Below are 19,856 nucleotides of genomic sequence, written 5' to 3'. Positions count from 1 at the left end.
AAAGGTTTTATAACACAAAGTGCATTTTTTAGAGCACTAGATGCGCTAAAATTACAAATTCAGAAACCGAGAGCGTTTCAGCACGGCGCGTTCCATCAATTCCAGCTTTTTCTAAGAGCACTTCACCTCCAAGTGTTTTGAGATTTTGACGAAGCATTTTTCGTCTTTGCCCAAAGGCGGTTTTTGTGACGAGGCTTAGTTTTTGTGCAGAGCAGGAAAGAGGTTGTGTTCGCGGAATAATATGAACAACGGAAGACGTTACTTTAGGTATTGGTATGAAGGCTTGAGGGGGGACATCAAAAGCAATTTTAGCAATGGTACGCCAGCCAGTTAAGACACTAAGACGTCCATAATGAGTAGATTGAGGTTTAGCTGTAATCCGTTTGGCAACTTCACGTTGAAACATCAATGTCATTGATTCATAAAAAGGAGGCCATGGTTCAGTTAAAAGCCAATTTAATAAGAGTTGTGTCCCAATATTATAGGGAAGATTTGCAATAATGCGAGGTTTTACTGGGCTTGTTTCAAAGAGTTTTGAGAAGTCTTGCTTCAGTGCATCATTACAAATAACTTTTAATTTTTTAGGATAGTGTTTTTCTATTTCTAAGAGAGCCGGTATGCAGCGCTCATCGCGTTCTATTGCTGTTACAATGGCACCCTTTGCTAGCAAGGCACGTGTGAGACCTCCAGGACCTGGACCAATTTCAAGAACAGGTTTTCCTTCTATATTGCCTGCTTGATGAGCAATTTTAGATGTTAAATTAAGATCAAAAAGAAAATTCTGCCCCAAAGATTTATGCGCTTGTAATCCGTATATATCAATGACCTCACGCAGAGGAGGGAGATTATCTATTGGCATGGGTTTAAACTATTTTTTGCAAGTTGATTTGCAAGTTTAAGAGCAGCAATAAAGCTTTCGGGAGAGGCTATCCCTTTATCAGCAATGTCAAAAGCAGTTCCGTGATCTGGAGACGTGCGAATAAAAGGTAGACCTAACGTGACATTAACAGTGCTATCAAAGTCTAATGTCTTAACAGGGATAAGGGCTTGATCATGATACATACAAATGGCAACGTCATATGCTTTTCTTGCGCATTCATGGAACATTGTGTCGGCAGGCAGTGGGCCTGCAATATTGAGTCCTTTCTTTTTAAGATATTCAATAGCAGGAGTGATAACTTCAATATCTTCTTTTCCCATTGCACCTCCTTCTCCAGCATGAGGATTAAGACCAGCAACAGCTAGTCGGGGTGACGTTATTTTAAACCTTGTTTTTAAGTCATATTCAGTAATAAGTACCGTTTGAATAATTAAATCACGGGTAAGCTGTGAAGGAACATTTTTAAATGGAATATGAACAGTTATTGGTACTGTTTTTAATCGGGGTCCTGCTAACATCATAACTGGATGATAACATTTATGAAAAGCTTTATGGGCTAAATCGGCTAAAAATTCTGTATGACCTGGAAATTGAAAACCGGCATCATAAAGACTCTTTTTTGCAATAGGACAAGTGATAAGTGCACATGCATGGCCATTTTGAATCAATTGAACACAGCGTTTAATTGCTTCAATAATTCCAGCGGCATTATTCGATGAAGGTATACCTAATTGATCACTTTGTTTGTTTTTTAACGGTATGATAGGAAGAGCGTTTTGAAAATTTTTTGCAGGATTATTGATTAAAACAGATTGCACCTCAACATCAATCTGTAAAAAACGAGCGCGCGAACGAATAACATCTGGATCAGCAAGAAGTACAAAACGTGGAATTTGGCGCGTAACACGCAAATTCCACGCTTTTAGTACTATTTCAGGACCAATTCCGGCAGGATCACCACCGCTAACAATAAGAGCAGCCATTATGAATTTTGAATGCGTGCCACTCGCCGCAGTTCTCCTAAATATTTTTCGCTTAATTCTTCAAGTTTTTGCGGGCTTCTTTTTTTACTATCTTGAAGAGAAAATATCAGTCGAGCGACATAATCATCAGAAACTCTTTTTATTTTGCAGACAGCAATTGCTTCGATTCCATCAGATGTTTCTTGTAATTTTGTCATTTTTCCAGCAGGCGTTTCAAGAATAGCTTGTTCCCATGCATTAGGAAGTTGTGGCTCCAGAAACTTTCCTAAGTGGCGGATAGTAACGTCTAAAATACTTCTTGCTTGATTGTGAGCATTGGCACATCCACGGAAATGTGCGCGAAAATTACTTGCTTCTCTTTGACGTCTTTCAAAGATTTCTGAACGACGATGTGCAGGAATGACAAAAACAATTCGCTGTAATGTATATTCGTTGGTTGAAGGTTTTACACCACCATTTTTTAATATTCTGCGTACAGCTTCTTGTTCGCTAATCATGCCAGTTTCAGCTTGATAGCGTGCACTAACAAGACGCCCCCATCCTATTTGTCCACGGATGTAATCTTTAAAGTGTTGCACAGTGATCTCAGTTTGGATCAGAATCTGGTTGAGCTGATCAATCGTCATATTATTTTGTGTCGCAAAATTCTCAAAAGCTCTATCAACTTCATCATTGCTTACTTCAATATTACGACGTTTTATTTCAATATTTTTTAGCTTTTCGTCAATAAGCTCTTTTTTAGCCTGTGCCACCAAATTGCTTTGCTTTTGTTGTAACCTGAGAAAAGCAAGGCGTCTTTGTATATCATAATTTGTGATGGGGTTGCCATTAACTGTAACAACAATAGAAGTCTGCGCAAAGACTGTCGGAATCAAAAATCCATTTATTAGCAGGCTACTTACGCTCAAAGATGCAATATAAAATAAAGCAAGAAAACGCTTTTTCAATTTATTCATGTAAATAGGCTTTCGCATTGTTTATTAATTCTCATCAACAACTTAAAATACACGCTTTCTTTCATAAAAACAATGATAAGTTAAATGACTGATACATTCCCTTTATAAATTAATCTATCTTTTTTCCGATATCTGCAATCGTACGCAATGAAAGAGAGAAATTAAAGTTTTGCAAGGGTGCTTTCCTGCCTGGATTCGTTACCTGTTGATAACCGAATGTTAACCCGAAACATTCATCCATATAACTCAAGCTAATTCCTCGCTTTATAAATGTACCAGATACTAAATCATAACCGGCGTTGCTATTAATGGACCAATAATCTGCCAATTTAAGTCCTGTTTGAAAAGAAATTTCTTGGCGCTCTTGAGAATATTCATAATCTGGTTGCTTTGCGATATAGGCATATTGTAGAGCCGCCCAAAAATTTTGCCATTTTTGTGATGCTTCGATTTCACTACGGCGCATTTTTCCTGTTTTTTTGTCAAAGCGTCCACGCGTTTCTAAGGAAAAACCACTTTTATGGGTTGTACCAAACATTGCAACATAGTCTGAACGTTTTGCCTCTAAGCTAGAATGAGTACCGACATTGATAAAGTCCTTTTCTGCAAAAGAATTCTTTCCTGCTAGATGAAAGGATTGTCCAATGAGACCATAAAGAGACCAATTATCATTAAGGCTTCCAGAATATCTTATACCTATATTGGCTCTTGTACCACCTTCTACACGATCATAACCAGAAAATTTGTCTCGTTGAAAGAGAGTGGTTGCATCAAAGACAAAGCTTTGAGCATCTTCATTAGGAATTTGTCCAATATATTGTTCATTATTGCGTATAAAAATTTGTGCAGTTGGTTCTATAATATGTGTAGAATGATCAGCGGTAATGAGGAAGGGATAGCGTAGTTCCAACCCTGCTGTTGCCATGCCACGAATTGCTGAACCATGAGTTGCGGATAAGGCATTGTTTTCTATAGAATCTGTATGATTTTTGCTTGCATTGGTTGTAATGATATCAGCTCGTAGAGAGAGAAGAGGGGTTAAGATGAGTCCATTGTGCGTGTTGAAGCGCTTTTTCCACTGAAGCTCGTTTGTTAAACGCAAACTATTTCCAGCCATACCAGAAAGTCTTACTGTATTGAGAGGGTTTCCGTTCTGGTCGGGTGAATTGAAGTCAGCATGGCGACGATAAACTGATTGTATATTACTATGGAAGGTAAGCTCTCCATTATAAATGGGTTCATCTGGTGTGAAAAAATAATCGATGCGTGGTAAGACCCACGCTTGTCGAGAGTGACGTTCATAATGAGGATCATTCAGTATTGAATCTTGAACTTTAAAATGATAAAAACGCATATCAAAATAATTTTTTCCTGCAAGACCATTCAAATAGATCTGAGAAAGTTGTGTAGGATTGTTATAGTTTTCAAGTTTATAGGCACGACTAAAATGCCGATCCGATTGTGCAAGAATATCCCATCCATAAGTCCAGTGTGAGTTAATACGAAAATCCCCCTTTGTCGCCAGCATATAACGGTTTTTATGTTGGGCATCAATCGTATCATTATCAAATCTATGCGGTTTCATTTGATATATATGAGCAAAGCGAATGTTATAACGGCCCGTTTTTAAACGCTGACGCCATTCCCCTTCGGTTAAAAGCCCTTGTTGGGTATAAACCGTAGAATAAAGGGTAAAATCATAATGGGGGGCGAGATTCCAGAAATAAGAATTCTTTATCCCCATACCGAGATAATCAGTATAAAAAAAATGAGGAGTAAGCAGACCGCTAGCACGCCTGACAGTTGGATCATAGATCTCAAAATTTGGAAATTTTATAATCGGTACACCAAAAACTTCAAAACTGCTATTTTCAAACCGAATTTTTTTGACGCTATTATTCCATATGATCTTTCTTGCTTTAATTTTCCATAGGACGTCTCGATCTGGTTTATAAGAGCAAGGTTCACAGGCTGTATAGGTTGCATTTTCAAAGACTGTTATGTGATTGTGTTTGCGTGTAGCATTTTGGGCTGAAAAGTGAACATTGTTGGCTGTATCAATACGTAAGGCGTTTACAAAACCCTCGCCAAGATCTTGGGTCATATCAATTTGGTTGGAATAAATTTTATTACCATCCTTTTGAGTAATTTCAACGTTCCCTTGTGCTATAAGCCGTCCTGTTTTTTGATTGTAAATAATTTTTTGAGCGACAACTTTATTGCCATCATATTCGATTTGGACATTACCGTGTGCAGAAACAGTGTTTTCATCACGATTGTAGATGAGTTCATTCGCAGAGAGCAAAAGAGGAGGTTCCGGATTTTGAATGCGACTTTGAGAAGGAGATTGAAGGCTTTGAGCGTGCGCACAATAAGATAAAGCACCTCCTAAAATAACCCCCACAATACTTTTAAAAGCGAGAGCACTTAATTTTGTTAAAATAGTTTTTTTAAGTGTTAATGCTTTCACTTAGCCATCCTCTTTATGAAGTAAAAAAGAGATTCCTAAGAATAACGCAATAACAACGGGTGTCCAAGCTGCAATAATTGGTGGAATATATCCAGCATTACCAAAAGCTTGAACAAGTACGGAAATAACATAAAGTATAAACCCAGCTATTACGCCACCAAGAATCAACATTCTAGATTGCCCAAAACGTGTAAAATTTAAAGATACAGTTGCTGCAATGAGGGTCATTGCCACAAGCAATGCCGGTAATGCAATCAGAGATTGGAAATACATATCAAAATTATTAGCAGAATAGCCAAATGAACGTGCAATCATAATTTTTTTTGGCAATTGGTAAAATGGAATAGTTGCGGGATTCACTAAACGTTCCGTTAAAAATTCAGGTTTTAGATTGGTTTTTATTTGCAACACGGTAAATTTTTCAGGAGGATGCCCTATTTTATAGATTGTTCCATTTGTTAATAGCCAAAATCCATTAGTCAAGGTTGCTTTTGGGACGTTAATCCAATTTTTAACGGTTGCATTGTCATTGTATTGTACAAAGGTTGCATCGAGAAGAGAAAGTCCTTGATCGGTGATAGATTTAGCACCAATGGTTGTTCTGCCTAAATTTGTACGTTGTGTTAACCAGTGGATACTTGTATTGTGAAGAGGTGTTAGTACATTGTGATTGCGCCATTCAGTCATCTTTTTTTCTGCTTGAGAAAATCCCCATGCAGCAAGTGGATTAATGAGAAGAATTGAAAATAATCCTAAAAGAAAAGCTCCAAAACAAGCTGGCATAAGAAATTGCCATGCAGAAACACCGATTGAACGAGTCACCACAAGTTCAAGTTTTTTGTTGAGCGAGATAAGCGTTGCTATTGCAGAAAAGAGTGCAATGAAAGGGATAAGTTGTTGCATGATAAAAGGGATGCGTAAAACAGAGAGGAAAAATGCATCTTTTGCTGTATAATGCGGAAGGGAAGATAGCCTACCGGAATTCTCTGTGAAATCGATTAAAAGAGCAAGAACAAAAATGCTTCCCAAGAAATAACAAGTTATTTTAAGATAACGTATAAAAAAATATCGTCCAAGTGTCCACCCAATCATGATATTTTATCCGAGGAATCTTGAGATTTTCGATGTTCAAATTTGTTCATTATTTTTTGAAAAGCGATTTGAAGTATCTCATTAACTTTTGTGGGAAGCCCAATTTTATGATTCGTTAAAAGCATAAAAAAGACAAATGCACTTGTTCCTATAGGTATAATATAAAGGAGAGGAACGTATGCAAGATCGCTTTTTGCTTTTTCTGCGAAAAAATATCCTATCCAATATACCAGAAAAGAAAGGGCAATTGCCCAGAGGTTTGCGGAATGACGAGCTTGTCGATGGGAGCGTACATCCCCTGCCGCTGCTAATGCAATAAGTGAAAAAACAATAGGGTAGAGCCATTGTGTTAATCTGCGGTGAAATTCAGCTTTATATTGGAGTGGTTTTCGTTGATAGTAGGGATCTTTTGGGTCAGGGTTTTGTAAATAAGAAAGAGACCGATCTTTTGGATAAAGAGTAGGTGTTTTATCACTGGGGATAAACTCTCCTAGGCTAAAAGTATATGAGCTAAATTGCACGATTGAAACACTGTTATTTTGATGATTGACTCTTTCTATTTCACCGTTATTGAGAACCAGAAAACTGCCGTTTTTATTATTCACAATGGATGCGTCTGTTGCATAATAAAAAAGATCAGTTTTAGGATCACGCTGGTCGGCAATGAAAAGGCGTTCAAGTGTTCCATTTGGATTTCGTTCGCCAATTTCTATGTAAAGGTTATTGGCGAGTTTTTGAAAGCTCCCTTCACTAATGAATAGATTAATAAGATCAAAATGAGCGCTTGCTAGCATTTGTCGCATATGAAGACGCGCTTGAGGAACAACAAAATTAGCTATAGAAAAGGAGATACAGGATGTAACAATAGCAAGAAGAAGGATAGGTTTCCAAACAGTACTTTTAGGAAAACCAGAGGCATTGATGACAGCAAATTCTGAGTCTTGATGCATTGCTGAGAGGATGGTTGTAACTGCGATCACTAATGCAAATGGAATGACAAGAAAAATAACAGAAGGAACCAATGAGAGTGAAAATTGTAAGACTGTGAGGAGTGTTTGTTTACTTGTTGTGAGAAAGTTTATCCGTGCAAGAATTTGTACAGTCCAACTAACGCCCACTGCTGCAATCATGACAAAACTAAACAAAACAAGGACACGTTTCAGAATGTAGAACTCAATAATACGCATAAATTGGGGAAAATCCTCAGTTTTTAATTCGATAGCAAATATTCTTACTGCTTTCGGTTAAAATGTAATAAAGTTTGAAAAAACATCCTTTCATGAATTGGATATTTTTACCAAATAAATAATATAAAATTGCCTATGAGGTCCTCTTTAAATTTTCCGTACATTATATTTTATTTTCAACTATAGTCTACAAAGAAACTAGAAGAATCTAGAAAATAATTTAAAAAACTTTTTATTAACGTTGAAAATAAAAATTATTGTCTTTTAAAGATACGTGCAAAAAGATGATGCATCTCAATCAAAAAAGAGGGTTTATATCTTGAACCGTTTCCTTTGTATTAGGGATATAGAAGTTTTTTTAAAAGATGTTAGCTTTTTTATAAAGAATGATGAAGGCTTAAGAGATTGGATATTTTATTCTATCATTTGACGCAGTCAACGCTGAAGGATATTTTGCCGACGCTTGTGGAGCGTGCATTGGCTCGTTTTGGTACAGTAACAATACAGTGTGTGAGTAAAGAACAACGCGATTCTATAGATATACATTTATGGGTTTATACTGATGAATCATTTATTGGACATGGAACGGAGTGTGATCAATATCCAAACTTTCAGCCTGTATTTCTTACGACAGGACAAGAAAATCCGAATGATTCAAAGATTCGTTTTCTCATAGAGGGAGCTGTTTGTTCGGATATTGATGCTTATCAACGGCTTGTTGTGATATTTGATGGTAGAAGTGAAGAGCAGTTGAATCTCGTTCGTGCACAGTGGAAAAAATATAAAATGGAAAATCATAATTTAACGTATTGGCAACAGACTGAAGATCATCGCTGGGAAAAACAGGTTTAATGCGTCTCGTATCTATTGTTCTGATTTTTATAGGATTACTGGGAATAGTAAATCCTGCACTTTTTATTACGGAAGGCTCAGGGGGAGGGCGTTGGGTTTTTATTGTGATTTTTCTTTTAGGCATGTTAAATATATGGACTATAATTAAAAAAATGAAACGCCATAATGATGATTATTGATCGAATTTTGCTTGTTTTATGGGCTGTGATGTTGGCCTTCTTTTGCGTTTCATGGTTGGGGACAACGCATATCTTATCAGAAATGTTTGCTGTTTTTTATATAAGCAATATTGCAGATTTTTTATTTTTCTTTTTGAGTGCCTTGTTCGCGGGAACATTGTGGTGGAAAATACCTCAACCCCTGTCTTTAAAAATGAAACTGGCAGCATTTTTGCTGCCAGTACTTATTTTATTCTTCTTTATTATATTTTAGTTGGATATTTCATTATCTGTAAATCCAACGAAGCAAATCAGTGAAATAAAAGAAGCAAGAAGCAAATAATAGCCGATATAAGATGTATCAAAATGTTGTACCAGATATTCTGCAATATAAGGCGCAAGAGAGGCTCCTACGATACCCGATAAGTTGAAAGTAATAGAAGAACCAGTATATCGAATTGCTGTTGGGTATGGTGAAGCCAAAACAGCACCAAGAGGACTGTATATCATCCCCATGATAGACAAACCGATAACAGACATTGCAAGGACTCCTATAACTCCAGAATTTAAGAAATAAGGAATTGCAAAAGAATAGATACCGGTGATGATTGTAACCCAAATCATCAAAGTTCGACGTCTAATACGATCAGCGAGTTTTCCAGTGATGACAGTAAAAATTCCACAGAAAATAGCACCAACAATTTCGACTTGAAGAGCTTGATAAAATGGCAATTGCAGATGGTTTGTTGAGTAGCTTAACAAATATGCAGTGACCAAGTAAAACAAAACAAATGTTGCCATACCAGAAAATATTCCAAGAAATAGGATTCGTGGACATTTTAAAAAGACATCGATGATAGGAACTTTGACACGTTCTTTACTTTCAAGAGTTTTTTTGAATTGAACAGTTTCATTGATTGAAAGACGGACCCATAATCCTATAATCATAAAAACAACTGAAGCAATAAAAGGAATGCGCCATCCCCAAGCTAAAAGTTCTTCATGATCAAGGAAATGCAACAGACCTAAATAAACGGCAATAGATAAAAATAAACCGATTGGAACACCCAATTGGGGGAACATCGCGTACCAGCCGCGCTTTTCTGGAGGGGCATTTTCTGTTGCGAGCAAAACAGCTCCTCCCCATTCTCCTCCTAATCCCATTCCCTGTCCAATACGGCACAAGGTCAAGAGGAAAGGGGCAAACCATCCAGCGGTTTCATAAGTAGGAAGAAAACCAATAATGACTGTTGAAAGACCCATTGTGAGAAGAGAAGCAATAAGTGTTGCTTTTCTTCCAATTTTATCTCCAAAATGTCCAAAAACAATTGATCCAAAGGGCCGAGCAAAAAAGGCCGCTCCAAAGATCAGGAAAGATTGTAAAATGGCAATCTGATCATTTTGTGTTGGAAAAAACACATGAGGAAATATGAGAGCTGCGGCAGTGGCAAAGACATAGAAATCAAAGAATTCAATTGTTGGGCCAATAAGGCTTGCAAACAAAATGCGACGAGGGGAATTTCTGTTGCTTGTAGCTTTCATTTCTGAGTTTATAGACATGAATAGAATGTCCCTTTCAGTATATGACAAATCAAATGACGAGTTAACTGACTATAACTATAGAAATTTCAAATCAGTGTCGAGTCAATATTATGACACTTCGTTATATATTAGAACAATGATTATGGACTGATGAGTATGAATAAGTGGTCTACATATTATCCATATTGAATAAAATAAAGACACTGCTTTAAATGCTGTAGAAGATGGCAATAGGTGGCCATAAACGCAGCTCTCATTCACATTGCTGTTTCTTTTAAAGTTTAATGCTATTTTTATCTATTAAGGAATCAATCTTCTTCGTAGATCGGTGTTTAGTGTCTTAAAATATTAAAAATATTTTTCATGGATGCAATTATAACACTTTTAAAGTGTATCTAAAACAAATTAAATCTTTTAGTTGTGCATACATTTTAAAACACATGATGTATATTTGATCTGTCAGAGTTTAATCCATCGAATGCTTTGTTATCTTAAAAAAACATGAGGTTGAGCAATTGCATTGAGTTGTTTTGGTCTATGCACTTTTTTCTAAATGGGAGAATTTAAATTTAAAATTATGGAGTGTGAATAATGCAACGCAAATTGAAATTAAGTTTTTGTGCATTAATAACCAGTGGTTTTTTTGTCAAGATTGCGAGTGCAGATGGAGTAGCAGCACCAAAAGAAAAGTTATTAACACCAGTAAGTATCAGTGAACACCTAGAAGAGACAAAAAAATTGTTATCGGAAGTGAGGGGATTAAAAGAAAAAAATGAGGGATCAAAAAGGATAGAGAATAAACAGATAGTAGAAGGAAGTAATCCTTCAGAAGAGGAAAGGAAGAGATTAGAAAACCTATTCTTTGAAGTACTCACAAATTCAATAATAAGTGATGGTGCTACTATCTATATTACTAATCGTGACTCTGAAAATTCTGAAATAAATAGCTTTAAATATGAAGATGCAGGCTATTCCATCAATAATACGGTTCAAGAAGGTGGAAAACTCTACATTGATGCAGCAAGTGTTAGCAGGGATACGATAATTGAGAGTGGTGGGATTGAGGTTGTACAAAACTTGAGCAGTTCGGAATATGCCACTGTAAAAAAAGGTGGTAAACAAATTGTTGAGAGTGGTGCAAATGCAGAAGGGGCTCAAATCCATGGTGGCGAGCAGATTATTTTTGGTAAGGGAAGCCTTGGATCTGGTTTATCGCGAAAAGATAAGGCAAGTAGTGCTTATAACACCGAAATTTATGCTGAAAATGGAATGCTAGGACTACAAAGTGTCTATAGTGGTGGGATGGCTGTTGACACAAAGGTTATGAAAGGAGGTGTCCAGAATCTTGATGGTAAAGAGAATTCTAATAACGGCTTTGCAGAAGATACTGATATAGAGGGTGAGGATTTTACAATAAATGAAGGGGCTTTTGCACTGAGTACAGAACTTTTTAAAAATGGTGCGCAGAATATCTTAGCAGGAGGGAATGCGAGCGAAGTTACTTTATACGATAGAGCTACTCAGAAGATATATGATTCTGGATACGTGGATAATCTAACAATTAATCATCAAGCAAAATCATGGGTTTTTGCTGGTGCGATATTAGGTGAAAATACAAATGTTAATAATTTTGGCAACCTCTATCTTTATGCTGGAAATGGTGAAGCTGTTACGGAAGTAGACAATCTTAATTTAAATGGAGAAGATACCAAACTATACATTATTGCGTCTGAAGATAACAGCAAAAAACCTCAGGTTAATGTCCAGAATTTAACGGGAAGTGGCAGAGTTATTTTTACGTCTTTAGGGACTAATAAGCATTATTCTCAGCTTAATATTGATGATCTTTCAGGTTCTTTACATTTCAATTTTAATGTCAATTTTGCCAAGCACCTTAGTGATTATCTTGTCATTAAAGAAAGTGGTTCAGGTTATCATACAGTAAGTATTACTGATTCTGGGGGTGAGATCACAATCCCTTCCCACAAAAGGTTTACATTAATTTCTGATCATAGTGGAAACGCTCATTTTACTCTGACAAACACTTTTGGTGAAAAAATCAAAGCTATTGATGCCGGAACTTACATGTACAGTTTGAAACAGAGAAAAAATGAGAGCAATGGTAAAATTTGGTATTTAGATGCGAATTATGCTCTTGATGAGACAAATACCTCTTTATTTTCTGATTTTAGCTTGCAACCATCTGCTATAGCTTCATTATCGAATGATCTCACAGAACGCACAATTGAAAAGGGAATGATTGTTACGATTGCTGATCCTAGCTTTGATAGTAACAGTGAGAAAGTTGAAAGCACTGGAGAAACTTCGATTAGTAATACAGTTAAAGACAGTGGAAAGATCTCCGTTTATCACGGTGGTTTTAGCTTGTATACAACAATTCAAAGAGGCGGCACTGAGCTTGTTAGAACACAGGGTCTTTCACAGGATAGTACAGTTAAGAAAGGGGGAAAACAAAAGGTTGAAGATGGGGGAAAAGCTGAAGGGGTTAAAATTTACGGTGGTGAGCAGTTTGTTTCAGGAAAGTCTGATATCAAAGGTGAGATGGTAAGAAGCAGTGCCTATGACACTATCGTTTCTGGTAAAAATGGAGTGTTAGGATACCAGAATGTGTATGATGATGGAGAGGTTTTTAGCACAAAGATCATGGAAGGAGGGGTACAAAATCTTTTTGTGGAAGAAGATCTAGACCATTATAGCAGTTTTGCATTTGATACGAAGGTCTTTTCTGGTGGAGAGCAACACGTTTTAGCGGGAGGAATCGCGATTGGTGTTCTCTTACAAGGGAATGCTTTCCAAGCAATAGATTTAGGAGGCTATGTAAAAGATTTAATAATTAAGGATCAAGCACAATCGTGGTTACATTTTGGTGCAACATTAGAAGGAAGCACTATGATTCATGATTCTGGACGGATTTATCTTTATGCTGGTACTGAGCGATCTCGTACTGAAGTAGAAAAAATTGTTTTAAATGACAAAGATACCACATTATACTCTATTGCTTCCAAGATGGACGGTGAAAGCTCTTTGATTGAGGATTTAAGCGGGAATGGGCGCGTTATTTTTACTTCTACCGTGTTTAATCCACATTATTCTAAACTTGAGGTCGGTAATCTTTCAGGTAATTTACATTTTAGGTTTAATACTAATTTTGTAGAACAGCGCGGTGATTATCTTCTCATAAAAAGAGGAGCAGGTCATCACACCATAAGCGTTATCGATTCTGGTGTTGAAATTACCAATTCTCCTCTACAAGATCAGAATTTAGTTTTGGAACTTGATTTAATTCATGATCAAAGCGGAAATGCGCATTTTACTCTGACAGATTTTTCTGGAGAAGAGACGAGTACGATTGATAATGGAGTCTACATGTATGGCTTAAAGACAAAAGATGATAATGGGGCAAAGACTTGGTATTTGGCTACGTCACAAACAACTTTTGCTCCTGTAATCTCTTCACCTTATGCGGAGTCACCTATAGATAAGCTTCCTGAAAAAGAAGAAAATATGACATCGTCAAAAGATTTTAGTATCTCTGATGTAATTGATTACAGTATTGGCGAAGGAGGAGGAATTCTACAAAGCTCTTTGCTCGGTGATGATAACGTAGTTTATATCTCTGATGATGGAGAGCGAGGTGTTCTTAAGAAGTCCATTAACAATACAATTCAGGGATCAGGAAGACTTTATGTTGAGACTGGTGGTTTCAGTAAGAATACGACAATTGAAAATGGTGGTGTTGAGATTGTAGGGGAACAAGGGATTTCAGAATTTACGATTATTTACGAGGGTGGAAAACAAAGAGTGGAGGGAGGAGGAACCGCATTGAGAGCTGAAATTTATGGTGGGGAGCAGCTTGTTTTCGGAGATGGTTATGTAAATGGTGGAATTGTGGGGAGCAGCGCTTATAACACGACACTTTATGATCAAGGTGATACGCCAGGACAGCAGAATGTATATGATGATGGGATGGCTGTGGGAACAAAAGTGATGAGTGGAGGAATACAAACTCTTGCTAAGTGGTTCGCAGATGATGATGATTTTATACAAAAGAGTGGTGGTTTAGCTGTGAATACTGAGGTTTTCGCGGGTGGTGTACAGCGGGTATTAGCAGGGGGTGAAGCGAATAGAGTAATTTTACGCACTGGTGGTGTTCAAGAAGTCTATGCGGGTGGAATTGTGAAGAATCTAACGATTGAAGGTAATGCCAATTCATGGATTTCTCCTAGTGCAATATTAGGAGGAGAAATAAAAGTTCAAGATTTTGGTGGGATCTATCTTGATGCTGGAGGTGATGGTCAACAAACTATAGTAGAAAACATTGAATTAAATGGAGAAGACGCTCAATTATACTCCGTTGCTCGTGGGGTTGACGACAAAAGTACACGCATTCAGCAGTTAAGCGGTGTAGGAAAAGTCATTTTCACCTCTTCTGAAGATGATTTATATTACTCTCAGCTTTATATTAATAATCTAGCAGGGAGTCTACACTTCGATTTTAATGTCAGCCTTGCAGAAGGAAAAGGTGATTACCTCTTTATTGAGAATGGGAGTGGTTTTCACACAATAAGTGCCGTAGATTCTGGTATTGAAGTTGTTGATCCTTCTTCAGCAGGACTTGATTTAATTTTTGATCAAAGTGGTAGCGCATCTTTTACTCTACAAAGTTTTTCTGGCGCAAAAACTGTAATGGTTGATGGAGGAACTTATACTTATGGCTTAAAACACAAAAATATTGAGAATGAAGAGGGAAAAATTTGGTATTTGACTGCAGTTTACATGGATAGTGCGCCACGCAGAAGCAGATCTATGCGGCATTTAAATCAAAATCAATCAGTTTCTTCTCTTTCAACGATTACAGCACCACAAGAGCATGCTATTAAATTCCCACGTCGAAGAAAAAACCGCCAAAACTTAAGGCAAAAATCTCAGGCTTCTGTATCTCCAACTATTTCCTCTCTTAGAAGTCACGTTACTGAAGTCTTAGGTTCAGGAAGTTCTCATCCTCTTTCTGATGAAAAACAACAAACTGCTGTTTCAACCTCTTCTCAATCTTTAGCCGATCAAATGATTGTGCGTCCAGTTCATAAAGAACACCCTTTTCCACAATTGAGTGAGAATCTTTCAGTTTCTCACTTTTTGACCACTCCCTCTACAGATGCGGTATTGTCTATGTCTGTGGTGCCAGCGATGGTTTTTCACAATGAAATGCAAACCGTACGTGCGGGAAGAGGAATTCTAGATAAAAGTAAAAAGAATACGGCTTTATGGAGCTATGCGATTAAATCTAAAGAGAGTGTTGTTACAGAGCATATAGATTTTAAACTGGATCAGACCGGTATCGTTTTGGGGATCAATGGTTTAAGCGAGTGGGAAAATGGAGAGTTTTATATAGGTGGTTTTGGCAGTTATGATCGTGCCCGTGTTGCGCATGCACGGGGGGGTAACAGTGGAATCAATACTTATGGTATTGGCGCTTATGTCACTTATTTGGATCATAGTGGATGGTATCTCGATGGTATTTTAAAATACAATCATTATCAAAATACTCTAAAAGCCGTTTCAACGAATGGTTTAGAGATTGAAGGAACATATACTCAAAGGGCATTGGGAACTTCCTTTGAAGCTGGTTATCGACTTAAGACGTCAAAGAACAGTTGGTTACAGCCTTATGGACAATTTACATGGTTACAAGTTGAGGGTAAAGAAATCAAGTTATCGAATGGCATGACAGGTGACATGCGTCCATTCACTTCATTACGCAGTGAGGTTGGCTTATCTTTAGGATATGAATTTGGTTCTCGCATAGATTCCTCATCGCTTGCGTATATTACAGCAGCATGGTTGCGTGAGAATAAAGATGACAATCATACCTTGATTAATCAACGCCATCCATTTACCACTGACTTATCGGGGAATGCAGGTAAATTAGGAATAGGTTTAAGCAGTTTAGTGAGTGAGAAGTTAAAGTTATATGGTGAGGCACATTATATTAAAGGGCGTAAAACAAAACAGTCCCTTCAGGGTATTTTAGGTGTACGCTATAGTTTCTAATTATATGGTTATTTTTTAGTTATCTTTAAATGTATGATTAGTTTTTTTAAGTTTTTAATGCAGCATCAGAGAACAATTTTTCAGAGCACGCAGCTTCGTTGTTCATGATAAACTGTATTCCCTTATATACTTGATTATGCATTACTTTTTTTTGATAAGAAAATTCTAAGGAAATGCTAAAGAAGCACTATAAAAACGCCCTTATATTCTTGATCAAAAAAGTATTTAAAAACTATAAAGAACGGTTTTTTATGAGATAAGGGGGATTTTTAAGAAGGATTATTGCAATCTAAGGTTGAAAATATGTTTTGTAAAGCTAATTACGTTCAGTGTCTATGCAGGCGTGAAAGGGGGGAGGATATGGCTCTACAATATAAATGGAAACGACATTGTTGGATACTCATGTTGAGCAGCTGTTTTGTGCAGGCTGCTGCTGCAAATGAGAGGGGGATACCGCTTTTTTGTCAATCTTCAAGTTATGAAAATGGCAAAATATTTCAGGATCAATACAATGAGGATATGAAAACGGGAAGATGCATACTTGGAGCATCTAATGATGTTATTATAAGGGCGCGTAATGAATTAGACTTTTTAAAAAAGCCTAGCGATTTTACTGAGGATAAGGGCGCTAGAGTGTTTGTGAGTCAACAGGAGCTTGACAGCAGTCATCGTGAAAATGTTGAAAATAATGTACAAGAACACAATACTAAAATTCTTAAAAAACCTGAACTTATTTCCATTAAAGATGGGGCACTGTTAGAAAATTATATCCTTGATAATGAAGGTAAAGCATACATTTCAAATGATGGTGAGATTGATAGCCCAGGGCGATCCATTAATAACACAGTAAGGAATGGTGCAGAGCTTTATGTGTATGCAGGAGGACTCAGTGAGGATAGTAAAATTGAACATGGCGGAATTGAAAATGTTGAGGCTTTAAAGGGAAAACAAGGCTTTTCGAAAAATGCAGTCGTTAAAGAAGGTGGACAACAAAGTGTTGGAAATGGAGGAAAAGTAGAGGGGACTAAAATTTATGGTGGTGAGCAACTTGTTTTCGGGGAGGGGGATGTTGGAGGAGAGGTTAAAGGGAGTAGTGCTTCTCATACTATCATTTATGGTCAAGATGAAACACTAGGCCAACAAAAAGTATATGATGGCGGAAAAGTTTGGAATACGAAAGTTATGCAAGGGGGTGTCCAAGAGGTTGGACAAAAGTCTCAAAGTGCAAAAAATGGTGGTTTTGCATTTGACACAGAAGTTTTTGGCGGTGGTAAACAACGTATCTTAAAAGGCGGTCAGGCTATTGGAGTTATTTTAAATGAGAGTGCTATTCAGGAAATATATACTGATGGATCTGTAAAAAATCTAACAATGAATGATCAAACAAAATCATGGGTGCATGCTGGGGCAACATTAGAAGGAAAGACACAGTTAAATCATTCTGGGCAGATCCATCTTTATGCTGGGAATGATCAACATCATACCATAGTAGAAGATATTATTTTAAATGGAAAAGATACAAAACTGTACTCTATTACTGATGAGTTTGATGGAAAAAGTTCTTTGATACAAAAATTAAGTGGTGAAGGGAGTGTTATTTTTTCGTTTACAGGTTCTGATCCATATTATTCTCAGCTTCATGTGAATAATCTTTCAGGAAATTTACATTTCGCGTTCAATACTACGATTGCCCATAACCGTGGTGATTATCTCTTGGTTGAGAAAGGTGCTGGGAATCATACGATAAGTGTTGCTGATTCTGGAGTTGAAATCACGGATCCTTTTTCAAATAAGCGTGATTTAATTATGGATCAAAGTGGTGGAGCACATTTTACACTGACAGATCTTAAGGGTGACAAAATTAACGCCATTGATGGTGGAACTTATATGTATGATTTGAAAGAAAGAAAGGATGAAAATGGAAAAGTTTGGTTTTTATCTGCAGATCGCCTCAGTGGACCAGAAACCTCTATTCCAGATCCGGAAAATCCTTTTGTTCCTGGTGAAACAACAACGACACCCTCTACAGATGCAGTATTAACGTTGTCCGTAGTTCCTGGACTTATTTTTAATAATGAGTTGCAAATTATACGGAATGGTAGAAAAATTTGGGACAGAAATAAGAAAGATATCGAACTATGGACTTATGGGATTAAGAGCAGAGAACGTGTTGCGACAGGCCATACACACTTTAAGCTTGGGCAGACAGGTTTAGTCTTTGGTGCTGATCAGTTGAGTGAATTAAGGCATGGAGAGTTGTATGTTGGTGGTTTCGGTAGTTATGATCAAGCACGTATTTCTCATGCACGAGGTGGTAATAGTGATCTGAGCTCTTATAGCATTGGAACTTACGCAACTTATTTTGATCATCGCGGATGGTATATGGATGGTGTTTTGAAATATAATTATTACCGAAATAATTTGAAAGCCATATCAACGAATGGTTTAGCCATTCAAAGTCATTACAATCAGTGGGCGATAGGTGGATCATTTGAGATTGGTTGTTATTTTGAACCGGCACAGAATACTTGGATGCAGCCTTATATCAAGCTAACAGGTTTGCAGGTTGAAGGTAAAAGAATAAAACTTTCCAATGGAATGATAGGTGATCTAAGCCCATTAACTTCATTCCGCAGTGAAGTTGGATTGACTGCAGGACATGAATTTTTTGTGAGTTCAGAAACTTCATTAACAGCTTACATTATGGCAGCTTGGTTGCGTGAGAATATAAATAATAATTATACGACAATTAATAACCAGTATAAATTTATTACAGATTTGTCAGGCAGTGCGGGTAAATTGGGAATTGGTTTAAACGGTTCGGTCAATGATAAACTAACACTTTATGCGGAAGCACATTATCTAAAAGGACATAAGATTAAGAATGCTCTTCAAGGTATTTTAGGATTACGCTATAGTTTCTAAATATATGTGCATGGCTGATTAACTTTACAAATGTAATTGTTTTGCAAACTTAAACAGATAACGTTCGGCTATGTCTTCTCGAGAGTGTAAGGACTTTCTCAAATAGTAGAAATGTCTTTATACTCTCTCTTTTAAAGGCAACATACTGAATTTATAATAATAATTCATTTCTATGCATGTTGAATGAGAGTCGCGAAAATCATAGGATTCTCTCATTCCAAATCTGTTTATGTTGAATCAATCAAAATTATTCGCTTGGCACATCGCAAGCGGGATGAAGGTGTGTATAAAAACTATACAAAAAAGAAGTAAAAATGTCTCTGATGAATTGTCTCTAGTGTCAAGGGCTGTCACAACATTGGGATGGCAAAGTGTATGATGATACCGGCCTACTTCTTCATAAGCGTAAAGATTGGGGGGGCAATGGCTTTACCGGTATACCATTATTCATGGATGACGTCGCGAAATGGGCTTGAGTGCATTGAAAGATGTCTCTTTAAAACAAGTGCGTGAATGTACAACCCAATGGCGTTTTGTTTTACGTGAAGGGGGGGCGCCATTAAAGGGCACGAGAATTTTTTTCATCTATAATTCCAGATATGCAAATTATTCCTTGAATTTAAGTAAACACTTTGAATTTTATTCAATTTTTCTGCCTTAAGTTAGAGCTTTTTAGTGGTTTACAGACAAACAACTTAAAGTTGTTTAAATTAAAAAAATACACTAAAAAATTGTATTT

12 protein-coding genes and 1 pseudogene are annotated in these 19,856 nt (G+C 36.9%); 6 read left to right on the top strand and 7 right to left on the bottom strand.

Going from position 1 to position 19,856, the window contains the following annotated elements:
• Positions 1-28 precede the first annotated feature (28 nt).
• The 6 genes from rsmA to lptF all read right to left on the bottom strand — a co-directional run bounded on the left by rsmA (position 29) and on the right by lptF (position 7,568).
• Complete coding sequence (gene rsmA / locus ACFINO_RS01550) at positions 29-859, bottom strand: 16S rRNA (adenine(1518)-N(6)/adenine(1519)-N(6))-dimethyltransferase RsmA (RefSeq protein ID WP_375634121.1); 831 nt, start codon at positions 857-859, stop codon at positions 29-31.
• On the bottom strand, positions 850-1,863 hold the full coding sequence (gene pdxA, locus ACFINO_RS01545) for a 4-hydroxythreonine-4-phosphate dehydrogenase PdxA (protein WP_375654934.1): 1,014 nt from the start codon (positions 1,861-1,863) through the stop codon (positions 850-852). The genes rsmA and pdxA overlap by 10 nt, the downstream gene beginning before the upstream one ends.
• Positions 1,863-2,819 (bottom strand): SurA N-terminal domain-containing protein, encoded by a 957-nt coding sequence (locus ACFINO_RS01540; protein ID WP_375654931.1) that lies wholly within the window; start codon positions 2,817-2,819, stop codon positions 1,863-1,865. The genes pdxA and ACFINO_RS01540 overlap by 1 nt, the downstream gene beginning before the upstream one ends.
• A gap of 109 nt (positions 2,820-2,928) precedes the next feature.
• Entirely contained in the window at positions 2,929-5,289 is a 2,361-nt protein-coding gene (locus tag ACFINO_RS01535; protein WP_375654929.1) for an LPS-assembly protein LptD, read from the bottom strand.
• On the bottom strand, positions 5,290-6,381 hold the full coding sequence (gene lptG / locus ACFINO_RS01530) for an LPS export ABC transporter permease LptG (protein WP_375654927.1): 1,092 nt from the start codon (positions 6,379-6,381) through the stop codon (positions 5,290-5,292).
• The gene (gene lptF, locus ACFINO_RS01525) at positions 6,378-7,568 is read right to left on the bottom strand and encodes an LPS export ABC transporter permease LptF (protein ID WP_375654925.1); all 1,191 of its coding nucleotides are present in this window, start codon (positions 7,566-7,568) and stop codon (positions 6,378-6,380) included. Before lptF ends, lptG begins: the two co-directional genes overlap by 4 nt.
• A 405-nt stretch (positions 7,569-7,973) precedes the next feature.
• Here lptF and ACFINO_RS01520 point away from each other — a divergent pair, with 405 nt between their 5' ends.
• The 3 genes from ACFINO_RS01520 to ACFINO_RS01510 are packed head-to-tail and all read left to right on the top strand — an operon-like array spanning position 7,974 to position 8,852.
• Positions 7,974-8,420, top strand: a complete 447-nt coding sequence (locus tag ACFINO_RS01520) for a DNA polymerase III subunit chi (protein ID WP_375617667.1) — start codon at positions 7,974-7,976, stop codon at positions 8,418-8,420.
• Entirely contained in the window at positions 8,420-8,599 is a 180-nt protein-coding gene (locus ACFINO_RS01515; RefSeq protein WP_375617668.1) for a hypothetical protein, read from the top strand. The genes ACFINO_RS01520 and ACFINO_RS01515 overlap by 1 nt, the downstream gene beginning before the upstream one ends.
• Positions 8,589-8,852: a hypothetical protein gene (locus tag ACFINO_RS01510; RefSeq protein ID WP_375617714.1), complete on the top strand. Its 264-nt coding sequence runs from the start codon at positions 8,589-8,591 to the stop codon at positions 8,850-8,852. Before ACFINO_RS01515 ends, ACFINO_RS01510 begins: the two co-directional genes overlap by 11 nt.
• On the opposite strand, the gene ACFINO_RS01505 is transcribed toward ACFINO_RS01510, so the two are convergent.
• A complete protein-coding gene (locus ACFINO_RS01505; protein ID WP_375617669.1) occupies positions 8,849-10,138 on the bottom strand; it encodes an MFS transporter in 1,290 nt (429 codons plus the stop codon). The genes ACFINO_RS01510 and ACFINO_RS01505 overlap by 4 nt on opposite strands.
• A 573-nt stretch (positions 10,139-10,711) precedes the next feature.
• Here ACFINO_RS01505 and bafA (ACFINO_RS01500) point away from each other — a divergent pair.
• The 3 genes and pseudogenes from bafA (ACFINO_RS01500) to ACFINO_RS01490 form a co-directional block, all read left to right on the top strand.
• Positions 10,712-16,192 (top strand): BafA family autotransporter, encoded by a 5,481-nt coding sequence (gene bafA / locus ACFINO_RS01500; protein ID WP_375654923.1) that lies wholly within the window; start codon positions 10,712-10,714, stop codon positions 16,190-16,192.
• Between the two features lie 360 nt (positions 16,193-16,552).
• Positions 16,553-19,117 carry a BafA family autotransporter gene (gene bafA / locus ACFINO_RS01495; protein ID WP_375634103.1) on the top strand — a complete coding sequence of 855 codons (2,565 nt, stop codon included), beginning with the start codon at positions 16,553-16,555 and terminating at the stop codon, positions 19,115-19,117.
• A gap of 314 nt (positions 19,118-19,431) precedes the next feature.
• A pseudogene (locus tag ACFINO_RS01490) lies at positions 19,432-19,682 on the top strand (integrase arm-type DNA-binding domain-containing protein); the annotation flags it as partial.
• Between the last annotated feature and the right edge of the window lie 174 nt (positions 19,683-19,856).

The sequence above is a fragment of the Bartonella sp. AA83SXKL genome (assembly GCF_042196965.1).
In the GTDB taxonomy this organism is placed as follows: domain Bacteria; phylum Pseudomonadota; class Alphaproteobacteria; order Rhizobiales; family Rhizobiaceae; genus Bartonella.
The sequence above is the reverse complement of the archived record's forward strand: the minus strand, read 5'-3'. Positions and strand labels throughout refer to the sequence as shown.